Annotated in this window: 21 protein-coding genes; 9 read left to right on the plus strand and 12 right to left on the minus strand. The window is 61.9% G+C overall.

The window, feature by feature from the left end; genetic code table 11:
* Positions 1-35: 35 nt before the first annotated feature.
* Genes argH through lysA form a run of 3 tightly spaced genes read left to right on the plus strand, consistent with a single transcriptional unit; the run spans position 36 to position 2,802 of the window.
* On the plus strand, positions 36-1,424 hold the full coding sequence (argH, locus tag AC2VNM_RS04720) for an argininosuccinate lyase (RefSeq protein ID WP_486912949.1): 1,389 nt from the start codon (positions 36-38) through the stop codon (positions 1,422-1,424).
* Positions 1,421-1,552, plus strand: a complete 132-nt coding sequence (lptM, locus tag AC2VNM_RS04725) for an LPS translocon maturation chaperone LptM (protein WP_483165160.1) — start codon at positions 1,421-1,423, stop codon at positions 1,550-1,552. The genes argH and lptM overlap by 4 nt, the downstream gene beginning before the upstream one ends.
* Positions 1,552-2,802 (plus strand): diaminopimelate decarboxylase, encoded by a 1,251-nt coding sequence (gene lysA, locus AC2VNM_RS04730; protein ID WP_486912950.1) that lies wholly within the window; start codon positions 1,552-1,554, stop codon positions 2,800-2,802. Before lptM ends, lysA begins: the two co-directional genes overlap by 1 nt.
* Here lysA and AC2VNM_RS04735 read toward each other — a convergent pair.
* From AC2VNM_RS04735 to AC2VNM_RS04780, 10 genes are all read right to left on the minus strand, one after another.
* Positions 2,799-3,179: a phospholipase D-like domain-containing protein gene (locus tag AC2VNM_RS04735; protein WP_486912951.1), complete on the minus strand. Its 381-nt coding sequence runs from the start codon at positions 3,177-3,179 to the stop codon at positions 2,799-2,801. The two genes, lysA and AC2VNM_RS04735, sit on opposite strands and share 4 nt — an antisense overlap.
* Positions 3,180-3,188: 9 nt before the next feature.
* On the minus strand, positions 3,189-4,241 hold the full coding sequence (gene pyrC, locus AC2VNM_RS04740) for a dihydroorotase (protein WP_486912952.1): 1,053 nt from the start codon (positions 4,239-4,241) through the stop codon (positions 3,189-3,191).
* A gap of 140 nt (positions 4,242-4,381) precedes the next feature.
* Positions 4,382-6,295 (minus strand): peptidoglycan D,D-transpeptidase FtsI family protein, encoded by a 1,914-nt coding sequence (locus AC2VNM_RS04745; protein WP_486912953.1) that lies wholly within the window; start codon positions 6,293-6,295, stop codon positions 4,382-4,384.
* Complete coding sequence (locus AC2VNM_RS04750; RefSeq protein WP_486912954.1) at positions 6,292-6,900, minus strand: OmpA family protein; 609 nt, start codon at positions 6,898-6,900, stop codon at positions 6,292-6,294. The genes AC2VNM_RS04745 and AC2VNM_RS04750 overlap by 4 nt, the downstream gene beginning before the upstream one ends.
* Before the next feature lie 58 nt (positions 6,901-6,958).
* Positions 6,959-7,252: a FeoC-like transcriptional regulator gene (locus tag AC2VNM_RS04755; RefSeq protein WP_483165154.1), complete on the minus strand. Its 294-nt coding sequence runs from the start codon at positions 7,250-7,252 to the stop codon at positions 6,959-6,961.
* Positions 7,249-9,573 (minus strand): Fe(2+) transporter permease subunit FeoB, encoded by a 2,325-nt coding sequence (gene feoB, locus AC2VNM_RS04760; RefSeq protein ID WP_483165153.1) that lies wholly within the window; start codon positions 9,571-9,573, stop codon positions 7,249-7,251. Before feoB ends, AC2VNM_RS04755 begins: the two co-directional genes overlap by 4 nt.
* A 3-nt stretch (positions 9,574-9,576) precedes the next feature.
* Complete coding sequence (locus AC2VNM_RS04765) at positions 9,577-9,846, minus strand: FeoA family protein (RefSeq protein ID WP_483165152.1); 270 nt, start codon at positions 9,844-9,846, stop codon at positions 9,577-9,579.
* 76 nt (positions 9,847-9,922) lie between these two features.
* Positions 9,923-11,254, minus strand: coding sequence for a 30S ribosomal protein S12 methylthiotransferase RimO (rimO, locus tag AC2VNM_RS04770; protein WP_483165151.1), 1,332 nt, complete (start codon positions 11,252-11,254; stop codon positions 9,923-9,925).
* Positions 11,251-11,526: a NifU family protein gene (locus tag AC2VNM_RS04775; protein ID WP_486912955.1), complete on the minus strand. Its 276-nt coding sequence runs from the start codon at positions 11,524-11,526 to the stop codon at positions 11,251-11,253. Before AC2VNM_RS04775 ends, rimO begins: the two co-directional genes overlap by 4 nt.
* Positions 11,527-11,637: 111 nt before the next feature.
* Positions 11,638-12,378, minus strand: a complete 741-nt coding sequence (locus AC2VNM_RS04780; protein WP_486912956.1) for an SDR family oxidoreductase — start codon at positions 12,376-12,378, stop codon at positions 11,638-11,640.
* 10 nt (positions 12,379-12,388) lie between these two features.
* Between AC2VNM_RS04780 and AC2VNM_RS04785 the strand changes: the two genes are divergently transcribed.
* The 4 genes from AC2VNM_RS04785 to AC2VNM_RS04800 are packed head-to-tail and all read left to right on the plus strand — an operon-like array spanning position 12,389 to position 14,423.
* On the plus strand, positions 12,389-13,519 hold the full coding sequence (locus AC2VNM_RS04785; protein ID WP_486912957.1) for a class I SAM-dependent methyltransferase: 1,131 nt from the start codon (positions 12,389-12,391) through the stop codon (positions 13,517-13,519).
* The gene (locus AC2VNM_RS04790; RefSeq protein ID WP_486912959.1) at positions 13,516-13,863 is read left to right on the plus strand and encodes an ArsC family reductase; all 348 of its coding nucleotides are present in this window, start codon (positions 13,516-13,518) and stop codon (positions 13,861-13,863) included. Before AC2VNM_RS04785 ends, AC2VNM_RS04790 begins: the two co-directional genes overlap by 4 nt.
* Before the next feature lie 36 nt (positions 13,864-13,899).
* Positions 13,900-14,232, plus strand: a complete 333-nt coding sequence (locus AC2VNM_RS04795; protein ID WP_483165146.1) for a plasmid mobilization protein — start codon at positions 13,900-13,902, stop codon at positions 14,230-14,232.
* Positions 14,229-14,423, plus strand: coding sequence for a hypothetical protein (locus AC2VNM_RS04800; protein WP_486912960.1), 195 nt, complete (start codon positions 14,229-14,231; stop codon positions 14,421-14,423). Before AC2VNM_RS04795 ends, AC2VNM_RS04800 begins: the two co-directional genes overlap by 4 nt.
* Before the next feature lie 7 nt (positions 14,424-14,430).
* On the opposite strand, the gene hemN is transcribed toward AC2VNM_RS04800, so the two are convergent.
* Positions 14,431-15,813, minus strand: a complete 1,383-nt coding sequence (gene hemN / locus AC2VNM_RS04805; protein ID WP_486912961.1) for an oxygen-independent coproporphyrinogen III oxidase — start codon at positions 15,811-15,813, stop codon at positions 14,431-14,433.
* Between the two features lie 29 nt (positions 15,814-15,842).
* Complete coding sequence (locus tag AC2VNM_RS04810) at positions 15,843-16,766, minus strand: LysR family transcriptional regulator (protein ID WP_483165143.1); 924 nt, start codon at positions 16,764-16,766, stop codon at positions 15,843-15,845.
* 245 nt (positions 16,767-17,011) lie between these two features.
* Here AC2VNM_RS04810 and AC2VNM_RS04815 point away from each other — a divergent pair, with 245 nt between their 5' ends.
* A complete protein-coding gene (locus AC2VNM_RS04815; protein ID WP_483165142.1) occupies positions 17,012-18,316 on the plus strand; it encodes an OprO/OprP family phosphate-selective porin in 1,305 nt (434 codons plus the stop codon).
* A gap of 42 nt (positions 18,317-18,358) precedes the next feature.
* A complete protein-coding gene (locus AC2VNM_RS04820; RefSeq protein ID WP_486912962.1) occupies positions 18,359-19,636 on the plus strand; it encodes an esterase-like activity of phytase family protein in 1,278 nt (425 codons plus the stop codon).
* Positions 19,637-19,704: the final 68 nt, after the last annotated feature.

Raw genomic sequence — 19,704 nt, forward strand, 5'->3', positions numbered from 1 at the left:
TTTGGGTATAGTCTCGCCTGGCGAGGAGGTCTGTGATGAGTGAAAAGATGTGGGGCGGGCGCTTTACCGCCGGTACCGATTCTCTGGTCGAGCGCTTTACCTCGTCCATTGCCGTGGATCGACGCCTCTATGCCGAGGATATTCGCGGCTCGATGGCGCACGCGCGCATGCTGGGGCGGGTGGGCGTGCTGACAGCGGCCGAGGTGGAGGCGATCTGCAGCGGGTTGCAGGAGATTGGTCGGGAGATTGTCAATGGCAATTTCACCTACACCGACAGCCTCGAAGACATCCACATGCACATCGAGAGCCGTCTGATTGCGCTCATTGGCGATACGGGCAAAAAACTGCACACCGGCCGCTCGCGCAACGACCAAGTGGCTACCGACATGCGCCTGTACACCCGCGGCGCCATCGACCACCTGCTCGCTCTCCTGCACGCGCTACAGGGGGTCTTCGTTGATCTCGCCGAGCGCGAAGTCGACACCATCCTGCCTGGCCTCACCCATTTACAGGTGGCCCAGCCCGTCACTTTCGGCCACCACTGTATGGCCTATGTCGAGATGTTCCGCCGCGATGCCGAGCGTCTGCGCGATGCCCGCAAGCGGGTCAATGTCTTGCCCCTCGGCGCTGCGGCCCTGGCCGGGACCACCTTCCCCATTGATCGCTGGGACGTAGCGCGCGAGCTCGGCTTCGATCATGTCGCGGAAAACAGTCTCGACGCCGTTTCCGATCGCGATTTTCTGCTCGAGACCCTGGCGGCTCTCTCCCTCATCGCTGTGCATCTGTCGCGTCTGGCCGAAGAGCTGATCTATTGGATGTCGGCGGCGATCGCCTTCATCGACCTGCCGGACGCCTTCTGTACCGGCTCAAGCATCATGCCGCAAAAGAAAAACCCGGATGTCGCGGAACTGATTCGTGGCAAGAGTGGCAAGGTCATGGGGCAACTCACGGCTTTGCTCATCCTCATGAAAGGACAAGCCCTCGCCTACAACCGCGACAATCAAGAAGACAAGAGTATTTTCTTCACCGCGCTGGACGAAATCGAGGCCAGCCTCCAGCTTCTGATCCGCATGCTGCCCGGCCTGCAGACCCGTCCGGCGCGGATGCGGGCGGAAGCGGAAAAGGGCTTTGCCACCGCCACCGATCTCGCCGACTACCTGGTACGCAAAGGGGTGCCCTTCCGCGATGCCCATGCGGTGGTCGGTCGCGCCGTCCGCCTGGCGCAGGAGCGCGGTATCGGCCTGGAAGCCTTGCCACTGGCCGAACTGCAGGCCCTGTCACCAGCGATCGCCGATGACGTCTTCCAGGTGCTCACCCTGGAAGGATCGGTCGCAGCGCGCAAGCACCTCGGCGGCACCGCGCCCGAACAGGTGCGCGCCGCCATTGCCCGCGCTCGGCAGCGATTGGCGGGAGAAGGTGCATGATGCCATTACGCCCCTGGGTCCTGCTACTCTTGCTTGGCAGTCTGGCCTTGGCCGGTTGCGGACGCAAGACGCCACTCACCCTTCCCAAGACCCCCACCCCCGTCAGCGCCCCAACGAGTAGCCACTGATGCACCCCTTTCATTATCAAAACGGGCAACTGTACGTGGATGACTGCCCGCTGCACGAAATCGTGGCGCGCTATGGCACGCCCTGCTATGTCTACTCCGAACTGCATCTGCGCGAGCGCTACCACGCCTTCGCGCATGCGCTGGGCGCACAGACCCTGACCTGCTACGCGGTAAAAGCCAACAGTAACCTGCATCTATTGCGCCTTCTGGCACAATGGGGGGCAGGCTTCGATATCGTCTCCGGCGGGGAACTGGCGCGGGTGCTGCGGGCCGGCGGCGATCCAAAAAAGATCGTCTTTTCCGGGGTAGGAAAAAGTCGCGAGGAGATCCGTGCCGCCCTGGAGGCAGGGGTCTTCTGCCTGAATGTGGAATCTGCCGCCGAGCTTGAGCGCATTGCCGAAGTGGCGGCCGAGATGGACCGGCGGGCACCGGTTGCCCTGCGCGTTAACCCGGATGTCGACGCCGGCACCCACCAGTACATCGCCACCGGCCTGAAGGAGAGCAAGTTCGGCATTCCCATCGCCGCTGCCGAAGACCTATACCGGCGCGCGGCAGAGTGGCCAAGTATCGAACTCATTGGTATCGCGGCACACATCGGCTCCCAGCTCATCGACCTGCAACCCCTGGGTGCCGCTGCCCGGCGTTTGCGCGATCTGTACGAGCGCCTGCGCCGCCACGGCATCGAACTGGCGCATATCGATTTGGGCGGCGGAGTCGGCATCCGCTACCACGACGAAGTACCCCCGAGTCCAGCCGACTATGCCGCCATTCTCGATGATGCCCTTGCCGGTCTGGAGCTCCGTCGGGTGGTGGAACTGGGCCGCGCCCTGGTCGGCAATGCCGGGGCCCTGCTCACCCGTAGCGAATACTGGAAGGAGAATGAGGGCAAGCATTTTTGCGTGGTCGATGCGGCCATGAACGACCTGTTGCGCCCCAGCCTCTACGGTGCCTGGCACGAGATCCTGCCCCTACGACAAAGCGCCGCGCCGCTGCAGGAATGCGATGTGGTGGGGCCGGTCTGCGAGAGTGGTGATTTCTTCGCCAAGAACCGTTCTCTCCCTACCGTCACCGCCGGGGAGGGCCTGGCCATCCTCGGCGCCGGCGCCTACGGCTTTGCCATGAGCAGTCAGTACAATACGCGCCCACGCGCTCCGGAGGTCTTGGTACATGGAGCGGAAAGCCGCTGTATTCGTCGCCGCGAAACCCTTGCCGATCTGCTCGGCCCGGAAGAGGACTGCCCCCTCGACTAAGCGCTGCCGCCTTTGGGCATCGCGGACCAGCTGAAATTGGCCGTGCCGATCTCACACTCGGTATCATTACAGGGATATTTCGCGTGGTAAAAGGCGTATTGGTCGCCGTGGCTGGCAAAACGATAAGGAGCCCAATGCAGCTCGGCACCCGTGGCGCGAATCTCCCGTTCTTCCTTGTGTACCTGCCAGGGCCGCATATGGTAGGGCTTGCTATCGATGATCACCCGCACCTGCACAGCACGGAGCTCGGCAGCCTTCAGAGCATCCAGCAACTTTCGATCGCTCAGGTAATGGACCCCCACGTCCACTTGGTGTTTGGCCTGATCAACGATCTGCAATAAGGGAGCCGGTCCGGCTTGGGGTTCGATATAGTACATGCAAAAACCTCAAAGTCGTAGCAGACGCCAGAAAACCTGCTCACCCGCCCGCAGTGGTACGACCGTCTCCTCTCCGAAACCCATACACTCTGGCACTGTCCATGTTTCGCGACGCAAGGTAATCTGCTCGTCGTTGCAAGGTAATTTATAGAAGGCCGGACCATGACGACTGGCAAAACCCTCCAGCCGGTCCAGGGCATTGGCCTGTGCGAAGGCCTCGGCATAGAGCTCGATGGCCGCATGTGCGGTGTAGATACCGGCGCAACCGCAGCTCGACTCCTTGGCCGAGCGCGGATGCGGGGCGCTGTCGGTACCGAGAAAAAACTGCGGACTCCCACTGGTAGCGGCGGCTATCAGTGCCTGCCGGTGCTGCTCCCGCTTGAGGACAGGCAGACAGTAATGGTGGGGGCGAATCCCGCCCTGGAACAGCGCATTGCGATTGAGCAGCAAATGGTGCGCGGTGATGGTGGCGGCAGTGCGCGGGCCCGCAGATTGCACAAAATCCACCGCAGCGCTGGTAGTGACGTGCTCCAGCACCATGCGCAGTTCCGGGAAATCGCGACGCAGGGGCGCCAGATGGCGATCGATGAACACCGCCTCCCGGTCGAACACATCCACCGCTGGGTCCGTCACTTCACCATGCATTAGCAAGGGCAGATCCAGCTCCTCCATCGCCGCAAGGACGGGAAGCACATGGCGCAGGTCGCGCACGCCATTTTCCGAATTGGTGGTCGCTCCCGCCGGATAGTATTTGACCGCATGCACCAAGCCGCTTTCCTTCGCTGCCCGTATCTCCGCAACCGGTGTCGCCTCGGTCAGGTACAGGGTCATCAGCGGCGTGAAGCTCATTCCCTCCGGCAAGGTCGCCAGAATCCGCTGGCGATACGCCGCGGCGGCCACGACCGTGGTAACCGGGGGCTTCAGATTGGGCATGACGATGGCGCGACCAAAACGCGCGGCAGTATCGGGCAATACGCTGCGCAAGATAGCCCCATCCCGTAGATGCAGATGCCAGTCGTCTGGCCGCAGGATGCGGATTTCTTCTACCCCTGTCGATTTCACCCCGGAAGCCCCCCTTATTTCGCAAGGTGCCAAGGGTAACATTGCGCGCCACCCTCGCCTATGCTACTGCGGAGGATCCGGCAACCGTCGCCGCCGTTGCGCGCAGCGCGTACCTTCCCGTTGCTCCGCGAAGCATTCGCTCAACCGCCGCCTTCGCTCCAGATTTCGGCCTGGGCACGACTGACCGCCGGCGTTTGTACCCGACAAAAGTCTTTCTCCCCTAGTGGCATGGGCACCTGGAAAAAGGCCCCGGCCTGCAAGGCCTGCGGGCTCGGCAGATGGTTGATCTGCTCCAGATAACGACTGGTGCTGTGATACTTGAGCGCCAGCTCGTGCAGGTCGGAACCGGCAGGCACACGAATGTCGAGGAACTTGCCCCCGATGTTACAGCGCGGCGCAACATCGAGGGTGCGCAGGGCGCGCCGCATAGTGTAACGGAACACCGGCGCCGCTTCGATACCGCCAAAATTCCAGGAATAGTGACTGCCGCGCAGGTTCACCGCCATCACCAGGTCCGGACGCGGGCCAGGCGCAAAACCCACGAAGGTGGCATTGGTGCGGTGATGGTAGAAACCATCCTTGCCGTTGGCCATATTCGAGGTCCCGGTCTTACCCGCCACCGCATAGCCCGGAATCGCCGCCAGAATCCCCGTACCGCCGGGGCGCGCCACCGACTGGAGCCAACGCCGCAGATCATTGGCCACCCAGGCAGGCATCACCCGATGGCGCTGGATTTTTTCACCGACAAACAGATGCGGGCGCACATGCCAGCCGCCATTGGCAATGCTGGCATAGGCCGCTGCCAACTGTAGCGTCGTCACCGAGACGCCATAGCCAATGGAAATCGTCGCATGCCGGGCAACGCCCCACGACTGCCAGGGGGGCAAAACACCCGCCGTTTCTCCCGGCAGGCCCAAAGGCGGCTCCCGACCAAAGCCGACGGCCTGGTACATATTGTATAGCGTGCGTTTGGGGGTCAGCAGGGCAATCTTGGCAGTGCCGATACAGCTGGAATACTTGAGAATATGTTCGATATTAAGGATGTGATGGCGCACATCATCGGTGATGGGATAGCCTCCCACCCAAAGTGGGTAATACACATTGAATTTCTGGCTAGGAGAAACACTGTGACTCGCCAGGGCCGCGGCAATGGCAAAGGGCTTCATCACCGAACCGGGCTCGAAGGCCTGATGCACGGCGTAATCGACATAGTCTGCGGGTGAGCTACAAGCACCCTTTTGGTTTGGGTTACAGCTCGGCGCGCTGACCATCGCAAGGATAGCACCGGTATGCACGTTCATCAGCACCGCCGAACCGACCTTGGCATGAAATTGATGCAGGGAGCGTAATAGGGCCATATAGGCCCAATACTGCATCTGCGGGTTAATGGTCAGATGAATGGCGTGCCCCGGACGCGAAAGTCGCGCCACCTTGAGCACCTGCACGATCTGCCCATGACCATCGTACAGGGCCTCCTCGGAGCCGGGATGCGCGGCCAGCCACTGGTTGTAACTCAGCTCCATGCCCGTCGCCCCCTGATGGGCCTGATCTACCAATCCGATCAGCGGGGTCGTTGCCGCACCCAGAGGAAAATAGCTGCGCGAACTCGGCAGCACCCCAACTCCCGGGATTCCCAAAGCGCGCACCGCTTTGCCCACGCTCGGTGGTCGTTGCCGCGCCAGGTAGGCAAAATCGGCGCCAGCGCTGGCCAAACGCTGGCCGAGTTCGATCACGGAGAGATTCAGTGCCCTGGCCAGTTGCGGCCATTGATCCTGGTGTTTGCCGAGGACCTTGGGATCGCCCCAGATGGTGCTGGCCGCCGTGTTGACCGCCAGCGGCAGGCCGTTGTCCCCAAAAATCACCCCGCGTTGGGCGGGCAGACGCTGATTGTGCAGATACCGCATCTGTCCCTGCGCGCGCAGTTGGCCGGTCTGCAGATACTGCACCTGGATATCGCGGCCAAGCACCGCCAGAAAGCCAAGCACAAAGACGCCCGCAAGCCAAAGGGGCCGCGAGCGCGGCAATGGACGAAAGGGTCGGCCAGCCGGATTCATTCTCTGCCAGTCGCGGCGCGATAGACGAAGTCGACACGCTGGTTTTTCTGCCAACAGGCAACAGTGTTCTGATTACAAAGGAGATTATCCTTGCCGAAGGAAACCGTGCTGATGCGACTGGCGGGGACACCATCCGCCTCCAGCAACTCCTTGATGGCATGGGCACGCCATTCCCCAAGACCGAGATTGTATTCCTGCGTGCCTGGTTGTGAGCAGTTCCCCTCCAGGCGCACATGCAGGTTCGGGAAGCGCAGCAGAAAACGCGCATTCTCGGCGGTGATATGGCGGGCATGGGCACTCACATGGAAGCTGTTCTGGGCAAAATGCACGCGCAGGTGCCGGGGCAGGGCCGCAAGTTCGGCATTGGAAAGGTTTTCGTTTTGGCCGCCGAGGGGACCGTACTTCAGGTTTTTCTCCCGTTCCTCGGCCTGGTTCAGCGCCTGGGTACTGGCACTCGAACTGGGGACCGCACTACTGGGCTCCTGCTGCGCATGCGTGGTAGGAGAAACCTGTTGCGCACAGGCGCCAAGAAGCAGGGAAGCAGACAATACGGCGACAAAACCCAAGACACCCTTGGGCGAAGCAGAAGACAGACATTGCGGCATGAGAATATTCCTTCACTTGTCGGTATACCCCTATGACCGCAATTGTTCTTTTCAGTTCTCAGGCAATGGCTGCTTTGGCGCGCCAGCGATAGCGTGTACCCACCGAGGCTAGCGGCTGCGGTCGCACACAAGCGGCACAGGCGCCGGCGCAAGCACTCTGACAGCTGCTGCCTGAGACTTGGGCTTGCACCAACGTCTGCACCCGAGCGATCAGTCCACGCCTCTGCCAATGCTGCAGGCCGGCATCCACCAAATCTTGCGGCAAGTCCAGGCGCTGGGCGATCTCTGTGGCGCTCAGGCTTTCCCCGTCGCGCAACAGATCGCGAATTCGAAAAAGGGGGCTCTCCATCATCCCTGCTCCTGAAAACGCAACTGGTTTTGCTGGTGCCGCCCTTGTCGGCGCAAGGCCAAGAGCAAGATGCCAAGAGCCACGGCAATACCGGCGGTCCACAGCCAGGTCGCCTGCGGATGGGCGGCATAGGTCCCCCACTGATAGACCAGCGTTGCCACCGCCCAAGCCATGCCAATACCATAACCGATGGAGAAGAGCATCCAACCCCAGCCGACCTCGCGCCGCAGGGCCCCCATGGTGCTGGCACACGGCACATAGAGCAGCACAAAGAGGAGATATGCCAGGGCCGTTAGCGGTGTAAAACTTTGTGCCAGGGAGCCAAGGGTCTCAGAACTCGCTCCCGAGGCGGCGATACTCGCGTCCCGGTTGGCCAGATCGCCCAGTCCCAAAGGATCTCCCAGGCTGCTGAACAGCTTCCCGGCATTCTCCGGGATGGTGGCCAGGGCGTCGCGAAGCCCCTGCAGCAGATCCACCTGCCGATACTCTGCCATCAGATCCCCACCCGCCTGCCGCTGATAGATGCCGTTGAGGGTACCGATGACGACCTCCTTGGCGGCCGCGCCCGCCACCAGTCCAGCAACGGCAGGCCAGTTGTCCCGCTCGATGCCCATGGGCGCAAAAACGGGAACCAGCGCCTCGCTACCCTGGGCCAGCAGGGAGTGGTCGATGTCGGTGGCGCGCAGGCCGTGACTGGTCCAGCCAATTCCCGGCAAGAGGAAGAGGATGAAGCCGATGGCGGCAATCACCTTACCGACGCGCAGGATAAAGATGCGCAGGCGCTGCCAGGCCTGCAGCACCACGCTGCGCAGGCTGGGCAAACGATAGGGCGGCAGCTCCATGACGAAGGGTCGGGCCTCTCCCCGTAGCGCGGTTTTTCCCAGCAGCCAGGCAGTGAACAGGGCCATAACAATGCCCGTCAAATACAACAGAAAAACCACCTGCCCACCGTTGCCGCGGAAAAAGACCACGGCAAAGGCCATGTAAATGGTCAGCCGGGCCGAGCAGGACATGAAAGGTTGCATCAACACCGTGAGCACCCGACCGCGAGGATCGTCGATGATTCGTGCTCCCATGATCGCCGGCACATTGCAACCAAAGCCGATGACCATCGGCACCAAGGCATTGCCAGGCAACCCCACCCGGCGCATCAGGCGATCCATCACATAGGCCGCCCGCGCCATGTAGCCGGAATCTTCGAGAAAGGCGAGGAAGAGAAAGGTGAGTCCGATGGGAGGGATGAAGCTGATCACCAGATTCAGCCCACCGCCAATACCGCCAGCCAGGGAACTCACGACCCAGTCCGGGGCGCCGGAGAGGAGCAGCAGGTGACCGAAACCATGCATCAGCAGGGCAGCAGAAGCCTGATCGAAAAAGTCCAGGAAGACATTGCCACCGCTAAAGCTGACCACGAAAACCAGATACAGTACCGCAAGAAAGATCGGCACGCCCAGCCAGTCATGCAAGATCCAGCGATCGAGATGGCGGGTCAAGCGCTGACGCCATCCCGCCTTGCCACCGGACACGATCACCTGCGCGGCGAGCCGCGCAGCCCAAGTGAAACGCGCGGCAGGCAACAGATCGGCAAGATCCTCGGCACTGTCTGCCTGCAGATGCTGAGCCGCAGAGGCGCGCGCGGCGAGCAGCGCCTGCGGCGTGCTCTCTGGCAGTTCCAGGTACTGCCAGGCGAGAAAGCGGCCACGCGCTCCGTCAATCTGGGCGGCAAAGTCGTGCAGGGCAGCTTCCAGATCTGCAGGCCAGGCCGGCCGCTGCGGCAGAGACGGGCTACGCAACGCGCTGCGCAAGGCCATGCGCAGTTCGCGCAGACCCTTGCCCTTGCGCGCCACCATGGGGACCACCGGCACCCCAAGCTGCAGCGACAGGGCCTGGGCATCCACCCGCAGACCACGATCCTCGGCCTCGTCCACCATGTTCAGAATGAGGAGCAAAGGCCGCTGTAACTCCACCAGCTCGGCGGTCAGCAAGAGCTGTCGCTCCAGGGTACTGGCATCGAGGACCTGGACGATAAGCTCGACCTCCTCGTCGCGCAGAAAGCGGCGCGCTACCGCCTGATCCTCGCCACCTCCACCAAGCAGGCTGTAAATACCCGGCAGATCGATCACTTCGATCTTCTCGTTGCCCAGGCGTGCGCTGCCAGAGCGGCGCTCGACGGTGACTCCGGGCCAGTTGCCCACCGTCTGATGGGTGCCCGTGAGCAGATTGTAAACGGTAGTCTTGCCACAATTGGGATTGCCAACCAGGGCGATGCGCGGCAGGCCCTCTGCGAGCCTGGTCCCCGCGGCCGCATGACAGTGCTTGGCCATGGATCAGCCCTCCTCGAAGGATGAGAGGGGGCGGACCTGGATCTGCTCCAGCCACTCGCGGCCCAAGGCAATGCGGGTACCGGCGCTATCGAGTACCACGCCGCGACGGTCTGGTCCCAACAGCAGGGTAAAAGCCGTGCCGGGACGCAGACCCATGACCAATAAACGCTTGCTCTCGTTGCTAGTACCACGAACGGCGTGGATGATGCCGCACGCGCCCCGCGACAGTTGTCCCAAGGTTCGGAGTTCCTGCGTGCACTGCCTTTGCTCCATGATCGCTCCCGTCAAGTCCCTCTGAGCACGATTCTATTAAATGAGAATCGTTCTTGCAACGTCTCTCAACGCGAGGTCAGTCGATTATGGCAAACAGGTCATATTCATCGGCATCGCAGATGCGCACGTGCAGACGCTCCCCCACCCGTCGCCCCTGGGCGTTCTGTAGATGCACCACGCCGTCGATTTCCGGGGCGTCGGCATGACTGCGGGCCACGGCGCTGCCGTCGGGGTGGATCGCGTCGATGAGCACTTCGCGCAGCTGGCCTACCTGCTGGCGCAAACGGGCAGTACTGATCTCCTGTTGTTCCGCCATGAAGCGGGCGCGACGTTCCTCGCGCACGGACTCGGGAACGGAATCCGGCAAGGCATTCGCAGCAGCACCGTCCACCGGGGAATAGGCAAAGCAGCCGACCCGGTCGAGTTGCGCAGCGCGCAGAAAATCGAGCAGTTCCGCAAACTCCGTTTCCGTCTCACCGGGAAATCCGACAATGAAGGTACTGCGGATGGTCAAGTCCGGCACAGCGGCGCGCCAGCCCTGAATCCGCTCCAGGGTACGCTCGGCCGCCGCCGGCCTCCGCATGGCCTTGAGGATATGCGGGCTGCCATGCTGCAGGGGCACATCCAGGTAAGGAAGGACCTTGCCCGCCGCCATCAGGGGGAGCAGCTCGTCGATGTGCGGATAGGGATAGACGTAATGCAGCCGCACCCAGGCCCCCAATTCACCGAGCGCGGCACAGAGGTCCGTGATCCGGGTCTTGAGCGGACGACCCTGGTGAAAGGCCGTGCGGTATTTGCGGTCCACGCCGTAGGCACCGGTGTCCTGGGAAATCACCAGCAACTCCTGCACCCCGCTCGCCACCAGAGCCTCCGCCTCACGCAGGATGGCGTTGGGATCGCGGCTGACGAGTTTGCCGCGCATGCTGGGGATGATGCAGAAGCTGCAGGACTGATTGCAGCCCTCGGAGATCTTCAGATAAGCATAATGGGGCGGGGTGAGGCGCAGCCCTTGGGGTGGCACCAAGTCATCGAAAGGATCGTGGGCCGGCGGCAGCGCTTCGTGGATCGCCTCCAGCACCGCGCTGTTCTCCTGCGGCCCGGTGACCGCCAGCACCTTGGGATGGACCTTGCGCACGAATTCGCCCTGGTCCTTTGCACCCAGACAGCCGGTGACGACCACCCGGCCATTCTCCTGCAGGGCCTCAGCAATCGCCTCCAGGGACTCCTCTACCGCCGCGTCGATGAAGCCGCAGGTGTTAACCACCACCAGATCGGCGCCGGCATAGTCGCCGACCATCTGATAGCCCTCGGCACGCAATTGGGTGAGGATGCGCTCGCTGTCCACCGTTGCTTTCGGGCAACCAAGGCTGACGAAGCCGACTTTGGGGACCGCTCTCGCCGCCTTCAAAAGGTGTTGCTCACGCTGGCGACGCCGGGGACCGCCCCGACAATCTTCTCCACCACCTGTTGCAGGTCGATGACGGCGTTGGGGCAACCGGCACAGGCCCCTTTCATGCGCACCCGCACATCACGCTCGGCGATTTCTACTAGCTCGATATCGCCGCCATCGCGGTTGAGAATGCGCCGCACCGCAGCGACCGCTTCCGCCACTGCTTGCGGGTCAGGCAGGGGATCGTTGGGACCAAATTCGCGCTTGCGGCCGATGAGACGCTGCGCCATCGCCTGGGCGGGGCGATCTTGGCCGCGGCGACGGGATCGCTTTCCTCGAGGATGTCCAGTTCCTCTTCGGTGTAAAATCGGACGGGGGTTCTTTCCATGGGGCTCATCACCTCAATATAACATGCGCCCGCCGTCCACGACGATGTTCTGTCCCGTTACATAGGGCGCATCGAAGAGCAGCCAGGCGACCGCCCGAGCAATGTCACCGGGATCTCCCTCGCGTTTGAGGGCGGTGCGGGCGAGGAGTCCGGCGCGGTCACCATCCGGAGGATCTTTGCCCTCCGCCCAAAGGACTACCCCCGGGGAGACACTATTGACGCGTACCTCTGGCCCCAGCTCCTTGGCCAAGGCGCGAGTCAGCGCCAAGAGACCGGCCTTGCTGACACTGTAGGGAAGATAGCCACGCAGGGGAATCTCGCCATGCACGTCACCAATATTGACGATGGCCCCAGTTTGCGCACGCAGCAGGGGCCAAGCGGCCCGACTCAAGAACAGCGGCGCACGAATGTGGATCGCCTCCATCTCCTGCCAGTCCTCCAGATGCAATCCGGAGAAGGGCGCTGGACGATACAAAGAGGCGTTGTTGACCAATCCGTCGAGGCGACCGAAGCGGTCCTGCACCTGCTGCAGCAGACAGTCAGGAGCACTCGCTTCGCTGAGATCAGCGCAGAACAGTTCCACAGTTGTCGCGAACTCCTGCCACAAGGCGCTCGCCAAGGCTTCGGCCTCCGGCCGCGATCGTCTATAGTGGAGGGCCAGCTGGCAGCCTTGCACGGCGAGTTCGCGGGCAATGGCCGCCCCCACGCGACGTGCGCCACCCGTGAGGAGAACGACCTTTCCCGAAGCCTGCACCAGGAGTTCCATGCAATCGAAACGAAATGGGGTTGTAACCCAATCGCCTGCAGGGCGCAAGGCATCTACCTTGCCGGCGCCGGATCCCGCAGCCCAGGCCCACAGCCTGACCCTGCAAGAGGAAATTCGCGCCCGCATCGCCGCCGCAGGGGGGTGGATTTCCTTCGCTGAGTATATGGAAATGGCCCTCTATGCCCCGGGGAAAGGCTATTACATGGCCGGTCAACGGCGTTTTGGCCCAGCCGGAGACTTCGTCACCGCGCCCGAGCTGGGTGCGGTGCTAGGACGCGTCCTCGCCCGCACCCTCGCGCCCCATTCCGGGCGCGACGGCATCCTCGAACTGGGTGGGGGGAGTGGCGCCCTCGCGGCACAGATCCATGAGGTTCTGCGGCAAGTCCCGTACCACATCCTGGAACCCAGTCCCGACCTGCAGGCGCAGCAGCGCGCTCGCTGTCCGGCGCTGCAGCATCTGCAGCGGCTCCCAGCCGAGTGGCATGGCGTCTTCCTCGCCAATGAGGTGCTCGATGCCATGCCCGTCGCCGTCGTTGAAAAGATGCCAGATGGCGACCTTCGCGAGATGGGGGTAGTGACAGATGCCAACGGCTTTGCCTGGGCTCCCGCGTCCCAGCCTCTCCCCAGGCCCTTGCTGGAACCTCTTCAACCATATGTCGCCAATTGGCCCGTCGGCTACCGCAGCGAAGTCTGTCCGGCAGCGACGGCGTGGATACACAGTCTGGCCGCGCGCCTACAGCAGGGCCGCATCCTCCTCATCGACTACGGCCAGGAGGCGGCGGCCTATTACCAGCCTCAGCGCTACCTGGGCAGCCTGCGCGCCTACCATCGTCATCACCTTCTGGAGGATCCCTTCTACTGGCCGGGGCTTTGTGATCTGACCGCCGACGTCAATTTTTCCGCCATCATGGCAGCGGCCGTGGCGGCAGGTCTGCAAATTGCTTGGTATGGCCCCCTCGCGCGCTTTCTCGTCACCCACGGCCTGCCGGAGGTCTATGCCGAGCTCGAGGCACAGGCCAGCCCAGAGCAGCGCCTTGCGTTGAACAACGAAGTCAAGATACTCACCCTGCCGCAGGAGATGGGAGAGCGTTTTCAGGTATTGATTCTTGAGAAAGGAGAGCCAGCATGAGCATTACCGTCTATGGCATTGCCAACTGCAACACCATGAAAAAGGCCTTCGCCTGGTTGCATGAGCACGGGGTGGCCTATGCATTCCACGACTACAAGAAGGCCGGGGTACCAGAAACAGCCCTGCGGCATTGGGCGGCGGAACTCGGCTGGGAGGCGTTGATCAATCGCCGCGGCACTACCTGGCGCCGCCTGAGCGAAGCACAGCGCGCGGTCGCCGATGCGGATGCCGCGATCGCCTTGGCTCTGGCCAACCCCAGCCTGATTCGCCGCCCCATCGTACAGAGGGATGACGATCTCTTGCTCGGCTTCGACCCCGAAGAATGGGCGGCACGCCTCGTTTGAACTAAAATTGTGAAAAATATGCATAGGTTGGAGGCAATGATGGCGGCAACGGAGCGGGTAGTAGTGCTAATGAGCAGTGAGCAAAAGGCGCAACTGCAGAGTCGGGCGCGAGCAGCACATCTTTCCCTGGCGGACTATGTGCGCCGCAAGGCCCTTGATGAGGATGCCACCCTCGAGGCGCTCTTGCAGGAGTTGTCGGCATCAACGGCACAAGCGCGGCAGGCGTTGGAGCGCACCTTGACCCATCTGCAGGCAGAACGCGAGCAGCGCGCCAAAGACATCGAGAGCCTGCGTGCCCAGTTGCGCGCAGAGTATAGCCAGCTCAATCCCGAGCAACTCCCCTCCCTGCTGGCGCCGTTGCATTCATGAGCACTCTCAACGACGTACTCAAGGGCATCCGCGAGACTATCCTGCTCAACGAACGCATCACGCGTCTCAGTGAAGAAGTAGAGCAGATGGCAGAACGGGAGCGAGACCTCAGCCTGCGCATGGTACGTGTAGAGACCTTCTTCGAATTTTTGCGTCCGGCACTTCGGCGCTTGCCACCCAACGACACTTGAACCTTCTCTAAATCACCCGCGAGAACTGCGTCTGGCTGCGCCCCAGGTAGGCGTCGAAGGCCATGCACACGTGGCGCACCAACAGGCGTCCTGCCGGGAGCACGGTGATGCTACCTTCGTCCAAGGTAATCAGCCCATCGCGCGCCAAAGCCTCCAGGGTCCTGCGACTCTCGGCAAAATAGCGCCAGAAATCGATGCCATGTCGCGCCTCGATAGCCGCAACATCGAGGCGAAAATCACAGATCAGGCGGGTGATCACCTCCCGGCGCAGCAGGTCGTCAGCCGTCAGGCGTAGCCCCCGTTCCACCGGCAGCTGTCCGGCATCCACTACCGCTCCCCAGGCCTCCAGGTCCTTGCGGTTTTGGCTGTAACTCGGGCCAACCATGGCAATGGCGCTCATGCCAAAGGCCAGCAGGTCGGCATTGGAGTGGGTAGAATACCCCTGAAAATTCCGGTAGAGCTGGCCCTGTAGTTGCGCCCGGGTGAGCTCGTCCTCGGGCAGAGCAAAATGATCCATACCGATATAGACATACCCAGCAGCCTCCAGGGCCCCGATGCTCTGCTGCAGGATCTCCAGTTTCTGCGCCGGGCTAGGCAGCTCCTCGGCACGAATGCGCCGCTGCGGCGGGAAGCGCTCGGGCAGATGGGCATAATTGAACAGGGACAGGCGATCCGGGCGCAAGGAGATGATTTGCGCCAGGGTTTCGGCAAAACTCTGCGGGCTTTGCAAGGGCAGTCCGTAGATCAGATCGAGACTGATGGAGCGATAGCCCAGGCTGCGCGCCTCCTGTATCAGCTCTGCCACCAGATTCAGGCTTTGCTCGCGATGTACCGCCTTCTGCACCGCCGGATCGAGATCCTGTACCCCCATGCTCAGACGATTCCAGCCACGGTTACGCAGCAGGGCCAATACTCCCGGTTCGATGGCGCGCGGGTCGACCTCGATCCCATACTCGCCGGTATCGTCATCGAGCAGACGGAACTGCGCCTGGATGCCGTCCACCAGACGCTCCAGGTCCGCACGCAAGAGAAAGGTGGGGGTACCACCACCAAAATGCAGTTGGGTGACTGGGCGCTGCGCATCGATATCGCGCCGGGTCAGAGCCATTTCCCGCAGCAGGCGCTCCACATAAGGCTGGCCCCATTCCCGGTGCCGCGTCACCACCTTGGTGCAGGCGCAGTAAAAACACAGATGCTCGCAAAAGGGAATGTGAAAGTACAAAGACAAGGGTTTGCCGCTGGCGTTACTCGCGCGCAGCTCCGCCCGCAAGGCGCTTTCATCGAACTCCGCTGCGAATTGCGGTGCCGTAGGGTAGGAGGTATAGCGCGGCCCTGGCCGGTCATAGCGCTGGATCAGATCGATATCGAAAAGTACCGTTTCCGTGCCCATCCCTTCTCCTCCTTACCGACGCCCCTGTCCTACAAGCGGCGAATGCCGCGCAGCTCGCTGCTCGCACTGGCGCGAATCTCGCCCAGAAACGCCTGTAGATGGGGCTGTTCACTTTGCCCCTGCAAAGTGGCTGCTTCCAGATCCTGCCACAGTCCCCGCGGACCCAAGGGCAGGGCTCGTACATAGCCGCGATCACCGTAGCTGCTCACCGCCCAGGCAGGCAAGGCGGCAATCCCCTGCCCAGAGGCCACCAGCTGCAGGATGATGACCGTCAATTCCGCCTGCCGCCGTCGCCACGGCTGTACACCTGCGGGATGCAAAAATTCCCGAAACAAGTCCAGGCGCCGGTCTTCCACCGGGTAGGTGATGACGGTCTCCTCGAGGAAATCCTCGGGCAGCAGAAAGGGGCGTTCGGCCAGGGGATGACGCGGGCTCAGCAGCGCCACCACCTCGTAGCTGAACAGGGCATGGCGCTCGATTTCGCCAGGCAGGGCCTCGGGGGCACTGAGAATGGCCAGGTCGGCCTGATAAGCGCGCAGCAGTTGCACCGGGTCCTGCTGGAATCCAGAGGCAATATCCATCTCCACGTCGGGCCAGCCGGCACGAAACTGGTCCATGGCGGGGGTAAGCCAGTCGAAACAGGTATGGCACTCCACGGCGATACGCAATCGCCCCCCACGCCCCGAGGCGAGCCGGTGCAGCTCCTCCTGGGTGCGCCGCAGGGCCGGCAGGACCTCGCGCGCCAGGGCATAAAGCCGCTCCCCCGCCGAGCTGAGACGCAGGTTGTTGCTGCTGTCGCGATCAAAAATCTTAATGCCGAATTCGTTTTCCAGTCCCCGAAGCTGGTGCGAGAGGGCCGACTGGGTCAGGTGCAGGCGCTGCGCCGCCGCGGCAATGCTGCCGTGTTGCAGAACGGCTTCGATGGTACGCAGCTGGCGAATCTCGATGGGCATGGACGACCTTATTAGTCAAGCTATTTGCAGATCATACGCCAGCTTGTCGCAGGAGGGCAGCCACCGACCGCTGTCACAAAAGTGTCATCAAAGGTTCATAAAAGTGTAACAATTCTTTGATATAGTGCGACGCACAAGTTGATAGTGTAAAGAGCGTATGCAACTATCAAGAATACCTTCTCCTGCCGGGGAGGGGTTCCGTTGGGCCTCTTTGCAGTATCCACCAACTGTAGAGGGAGTTAACCATGAAGAAGCGCTTCATTCTGGTGGCGATCGCCGCCGTTTTTGCCGTTCCCGCCCTGGCCCAAGCCGATGAGTCCACGGTTCTGCACGCCAAAAACGACGATTACAGCCTGATGTTGGGCGGACGTATCCAGGCCGATTACGCCACTTACTTCAACAAGTCCTTCCTTGCCCCCAACGGTTCGGTCACCGAGATGGGTGCCGCCGGCGCCAAATTGCGGCGGGCGCGGATCTTTACCGCCGGTAAGATCGGCAAAGACTGGAAATTCAAATTTCAATACGAGTTCACCGACAGCGGCGCGGCAGGCTTCAAGGACGCCTACTTTGCCTACACCGGCCTGATGCCCGGCAACACCATCACCCTGGGCCAGGCCAAGACCTTCTTCAGCATGGACCAGTTGAACAGCTCCAACGACAACGTCTTCATGGAGCGGCCGCTGCTGGAAGGCCTCGATACCTACGGCGACCGGCGCATGGGCCTCAAGATCACCCAGAGTGGCGAGAACTGGATGTTGGGTCTGGGCGGCTTCATGAACGCCCTGGATGAAAAGGTCTACACCAAATACAGTGGTGTCGCTCGAACTGCGTATACCCAAACTGAGACCCTCGCCAGCATCAGCAAAAGCACCAGCAACCAGAGTGGCATCTACACCATCTCCGGGCGCGCCACCTATGCCCCGTTGCACAGCTACGGCAACGACCTCTATTTTGGCGCCAACCTGAACTATACCGGCTTTGGTGACAAAAACGCCGCCGCCTTCTACGGCACCCGCCCGGAAACCAGCGTGGCTGGCACCAAGCTCCTGGAAGCCTACATCAGCAATCCCAGCAGCCAGTTCAACTATACCCTGGAAACTGCAGCCGTGGCGGGTCCCTTCTCGCTCGAAGGCGCCTATGTCGGTATGAATGTCTCCCGCCGCCTCGGGCTGCCCACCGCCAGCTTCAATGGCTATTACGTGCAGGCGAGCTACACCCTTACCGGCCAGCCGCGCAATTTCAAGCCGAAGATCGGCGAGTTCCATTATCTGAAGGACATCGGCCCTGGCGGTGCCTGGGAAGTCGCTCTGCGCTATGACCGCCTCAACCTCAACGATGCCAATGCCGGCATCTACGGTGGCCGGGGCTATGCCCTCACCGCCGGCATCAACTGGTATGCTAACGAGCACGTCCGGCTGATGCTCGACTACAGCCACGGTCATGTGGGCGGGATCCCCAGCACCCAGCCCGTTGGCGCCACCTGGTGGAACGATCCGCGCTATAACAGCGACCTGAACATTCTGCAGTTCCGCGGGCAGTTCCTGTTCTGATGCCGTACATGGGGAGGGGGACCCCTCCCCGAAGGAGAATTCATGCGTAAATCTTCCCTATTTGCAGCCTGCCTCGCCCTGTATGGCGTGCACGCCTGCGCCCAGGAGCTTGCGGGCGAAGCCCTGCGTGCGCCCCTCGATACCGTCACCGTGGCTGGTCGGGAGCTGCATCTGAGCATCGGTCCTGGTAGTGGACTGACCCATGCCCACGGCACAGCATGGACTGACTTCTATGCCGTCAGCGATCGGGGTCCGAACATCCCCTGCAACAAGAGTAGCAAGGTGCTCGGCAAAGAAGTCTGTAGCAAATCTGAGGTGATCTTTCCCATTCCCGATTATACCCCCAGCATCTATCCCCTGCTGGTGCAAGGAGGTCAGGTAAGCCTGCGCGGCGAACCGATTCCGTTGCACGCGGCCAATGGCCAGAACTTCAGCGGCCTGCCACCGCAGCTCCCCAAGGGCGAGAAGCCGCTGAATGGGCAACTCCAGCCCCTGCCATTCTCCCCCAACGGGGTCGATACAGAATGTATTTCCGCGCTGGCCCAAGGCGGTTTCTGGATCGGCGAGGAATATGGACCCAGCCTGCTGCGCGTGACACCCAATGGCGTCGTACAGGAACGTCTGGTACCCAAGGGTACGGCAGCCTACTATCAGGGCAGCAGTGTCCCGGTGCGCGCTGTCCTGCCGCCGTTACTGGCCCGGCGCAAGCTCAACCGCGGTTTTGAAGGGATGGCCCTGGCGCCGGACCAGGAGCTGCTCTTCGTGGCCCTGCAAAGTCCCCTGGCCAATCCCGATGACGATACAGCGAAACATTCCCGGATCGACCGGCTGATTACCCTGCATCTCGATGCCGAGGGCAACTTTGCCGGAATGGCCGGTGGCTATGCCGTGGCATTTCCCAGGATCGAAGAATTTGCTCCAGGGGAAAAGCAGAAGGATCTCAAACTCTCGGCCATGAGTGCGGTGGATGATCATCGCGTGCTGCTGATGCTGCGCGCTGGCAACAAGGTCGCGGTCTACCTGGCCAACCTTGACAGTGCCACCAGGCTGATCGGCACCGCCTGGGCCCGTCCGGATACCCACCCCAGCCTGGAAGAGCAAAATGATCTGGCCAAAGTCGGCATCCAACCGGTTGCCCTGCAGCTGCTCTGGGAAAGCAACGATGCCTTTGGCAAGAGTCTGGGCAAGGTCGAAGGCATGAGCCTGGTGGACGGCAAGAGCCTGCTCTTCATCAGCGATAATGACTTTGGCATCACGGGCGAAAAAAGCACGGTCTGGGAATATCCTTTGAGCGCCGAGGCCCAGCGTCTATTGCACTGAGACCGCGGGGCGAAGCTCTCCTCTGGCATCGTAATAGCGTTTTAGATACAACGTCACAAAAGATTCAC

It is taken from the genome of Acidithiobacillus sp. TH-A67, assembly GCF_057473545.1.

What these genes read in the sequence shown, in the direction of transcription:
- AC2VNM_RS04785 (WP_486912957.1), top strand. Translation starts at nt 12,389, where the DNA reads ATGCAATCGAAACGAAATGGGGTTGTAACCCAATCGCCTGCAGGGCGC.
- hemN (WP_486912961.1), bottom strand. Translation starts at nt 15,813, where the DNA reads ATGGGCACGGAAACGGTACTTTTCGATATCGATCTGATCCAGCGCTAT.
- AC2VNM_RS04795 (WP_483165146.1), top strand. Translation starts at nt 13,900, where the DNA reads ATGATGGCGGCAACGGAGCGGGTAGTAGTGCTAATGAGCAGTGAGCAA.
- AC2VNM_RS04810 (WP_483165143.1), bottom strand. Translation starts at nt 16,766, where the DNA reads ATGCCCATCGAGATTCGCCAGCTGCGTACCATCGAAGCCGTTCTGCAA.
- argH (WP_486912949.1), top strand. Translation starts at nt 36, where the DNA reads ATGAGTGAAAAGATGTGGGGCGGGCGCTTTACCGCCGGTACCGATTCT.
- AC2VNM_RS04735 (WP_486912951.1), bottom strand. Translation starts at nt 3,179, where the DNA reads ATGTACTATATCGAACCCCAAGCCGGACCGGCTCCCTTATTGCAGATC.
- AC2VNM_RS04815 (WP_483165142.1), top strand. Translation starts at nt 17,012, where the DNA reads ATGAAGAAGCGCTTCATTCTGGTGGCGATCGCCGCCGTTTTTGCCGTT.
- AC2VNM_RS04755 (WP_483165154.1), bottom strand. Translation starts at nt 7,252, where the DNA reads ATGATGGAGAGCCCCCTTTTTCGAATTCGCGATCTGTTGCGCGACGGG.
- lysA (WP_486912950.1), top strand. Translation starts at nt 1,552, where the DNA reads ATGCACCCCTTTCATTATCAAAACGGGCAACTGTACGTGGATGACTGC.
- AC2VNM_RS04790 (WP_486912959.1), top strand. Translation starts at nt 13,516, where the DNA reads ATGAGCATTACCGTCTATGGCATTGCCAACTGCAACACCATGAAAAAG.
- feoB (WP_483165153.1), bottom strand. Translation starts at nt 9,573, where the DNA reads ATGGCCAAGCACTGTCATGCGGCCGCGGGGACCAGGCTCGCAGAGGGC.
- AC2VNM_RS04800 (WP_486912960.1), top strand. Translation starts at nt 14,229, where the DNA reads ATGAGCACTCTCAACGACGTACTCAAGGGCATCCGCGAGACTATCCTG.
- AC2VNM_RS04775 (WP_486912955.1), bottom strand. Translation starts at nt 11,526, where the DNA reads ATGGCGCAGCGTCTCATCGGCCGCAAGCGCGAATTTGGTCCCAACGAT.
- AC2VNM_RS04820 (WP_486912962.1), top strand. Translation starts at nt 18,359, where the DNA reads ATGCGTAAATCTTCCCTATTTGCAGCCTGCCTCGCCCTGTATGGCGTG.
- AC2VNM_RS04750 (WP_486912954.1), bottom strand. Translation starts at nt 6,900, where the DNA reads ATGCCGCAATGTCTGTCTTCTGCTTCGCCCAAGGGTGTCTTGGGTTTT.
- AC2VNM_RS04745 (WP_486912953.1), bottom strand. Translation starts at nt 6,295, where the DNA reads ATGAATCCGGCTGGCCGACCCTTTCGTCCATTGCCGCGCTCGCGGCCC.
- lptM (WP_483165160.1), top strand. Translation starts at nt 1,421, where the DNA reads ATGATGCCATTACGCCCCTGGGTCCTGCTACTCTTGCTTGGCAGTCTG.
- AC2VNM_RS04765 (WP_483165152.1), bottom strand. Translation starts at nt 9,846, where the DNA reads ATGGAGCAAAGGCAGTGCACGCAGGAACTCCGAACCTTGGGACAACTG.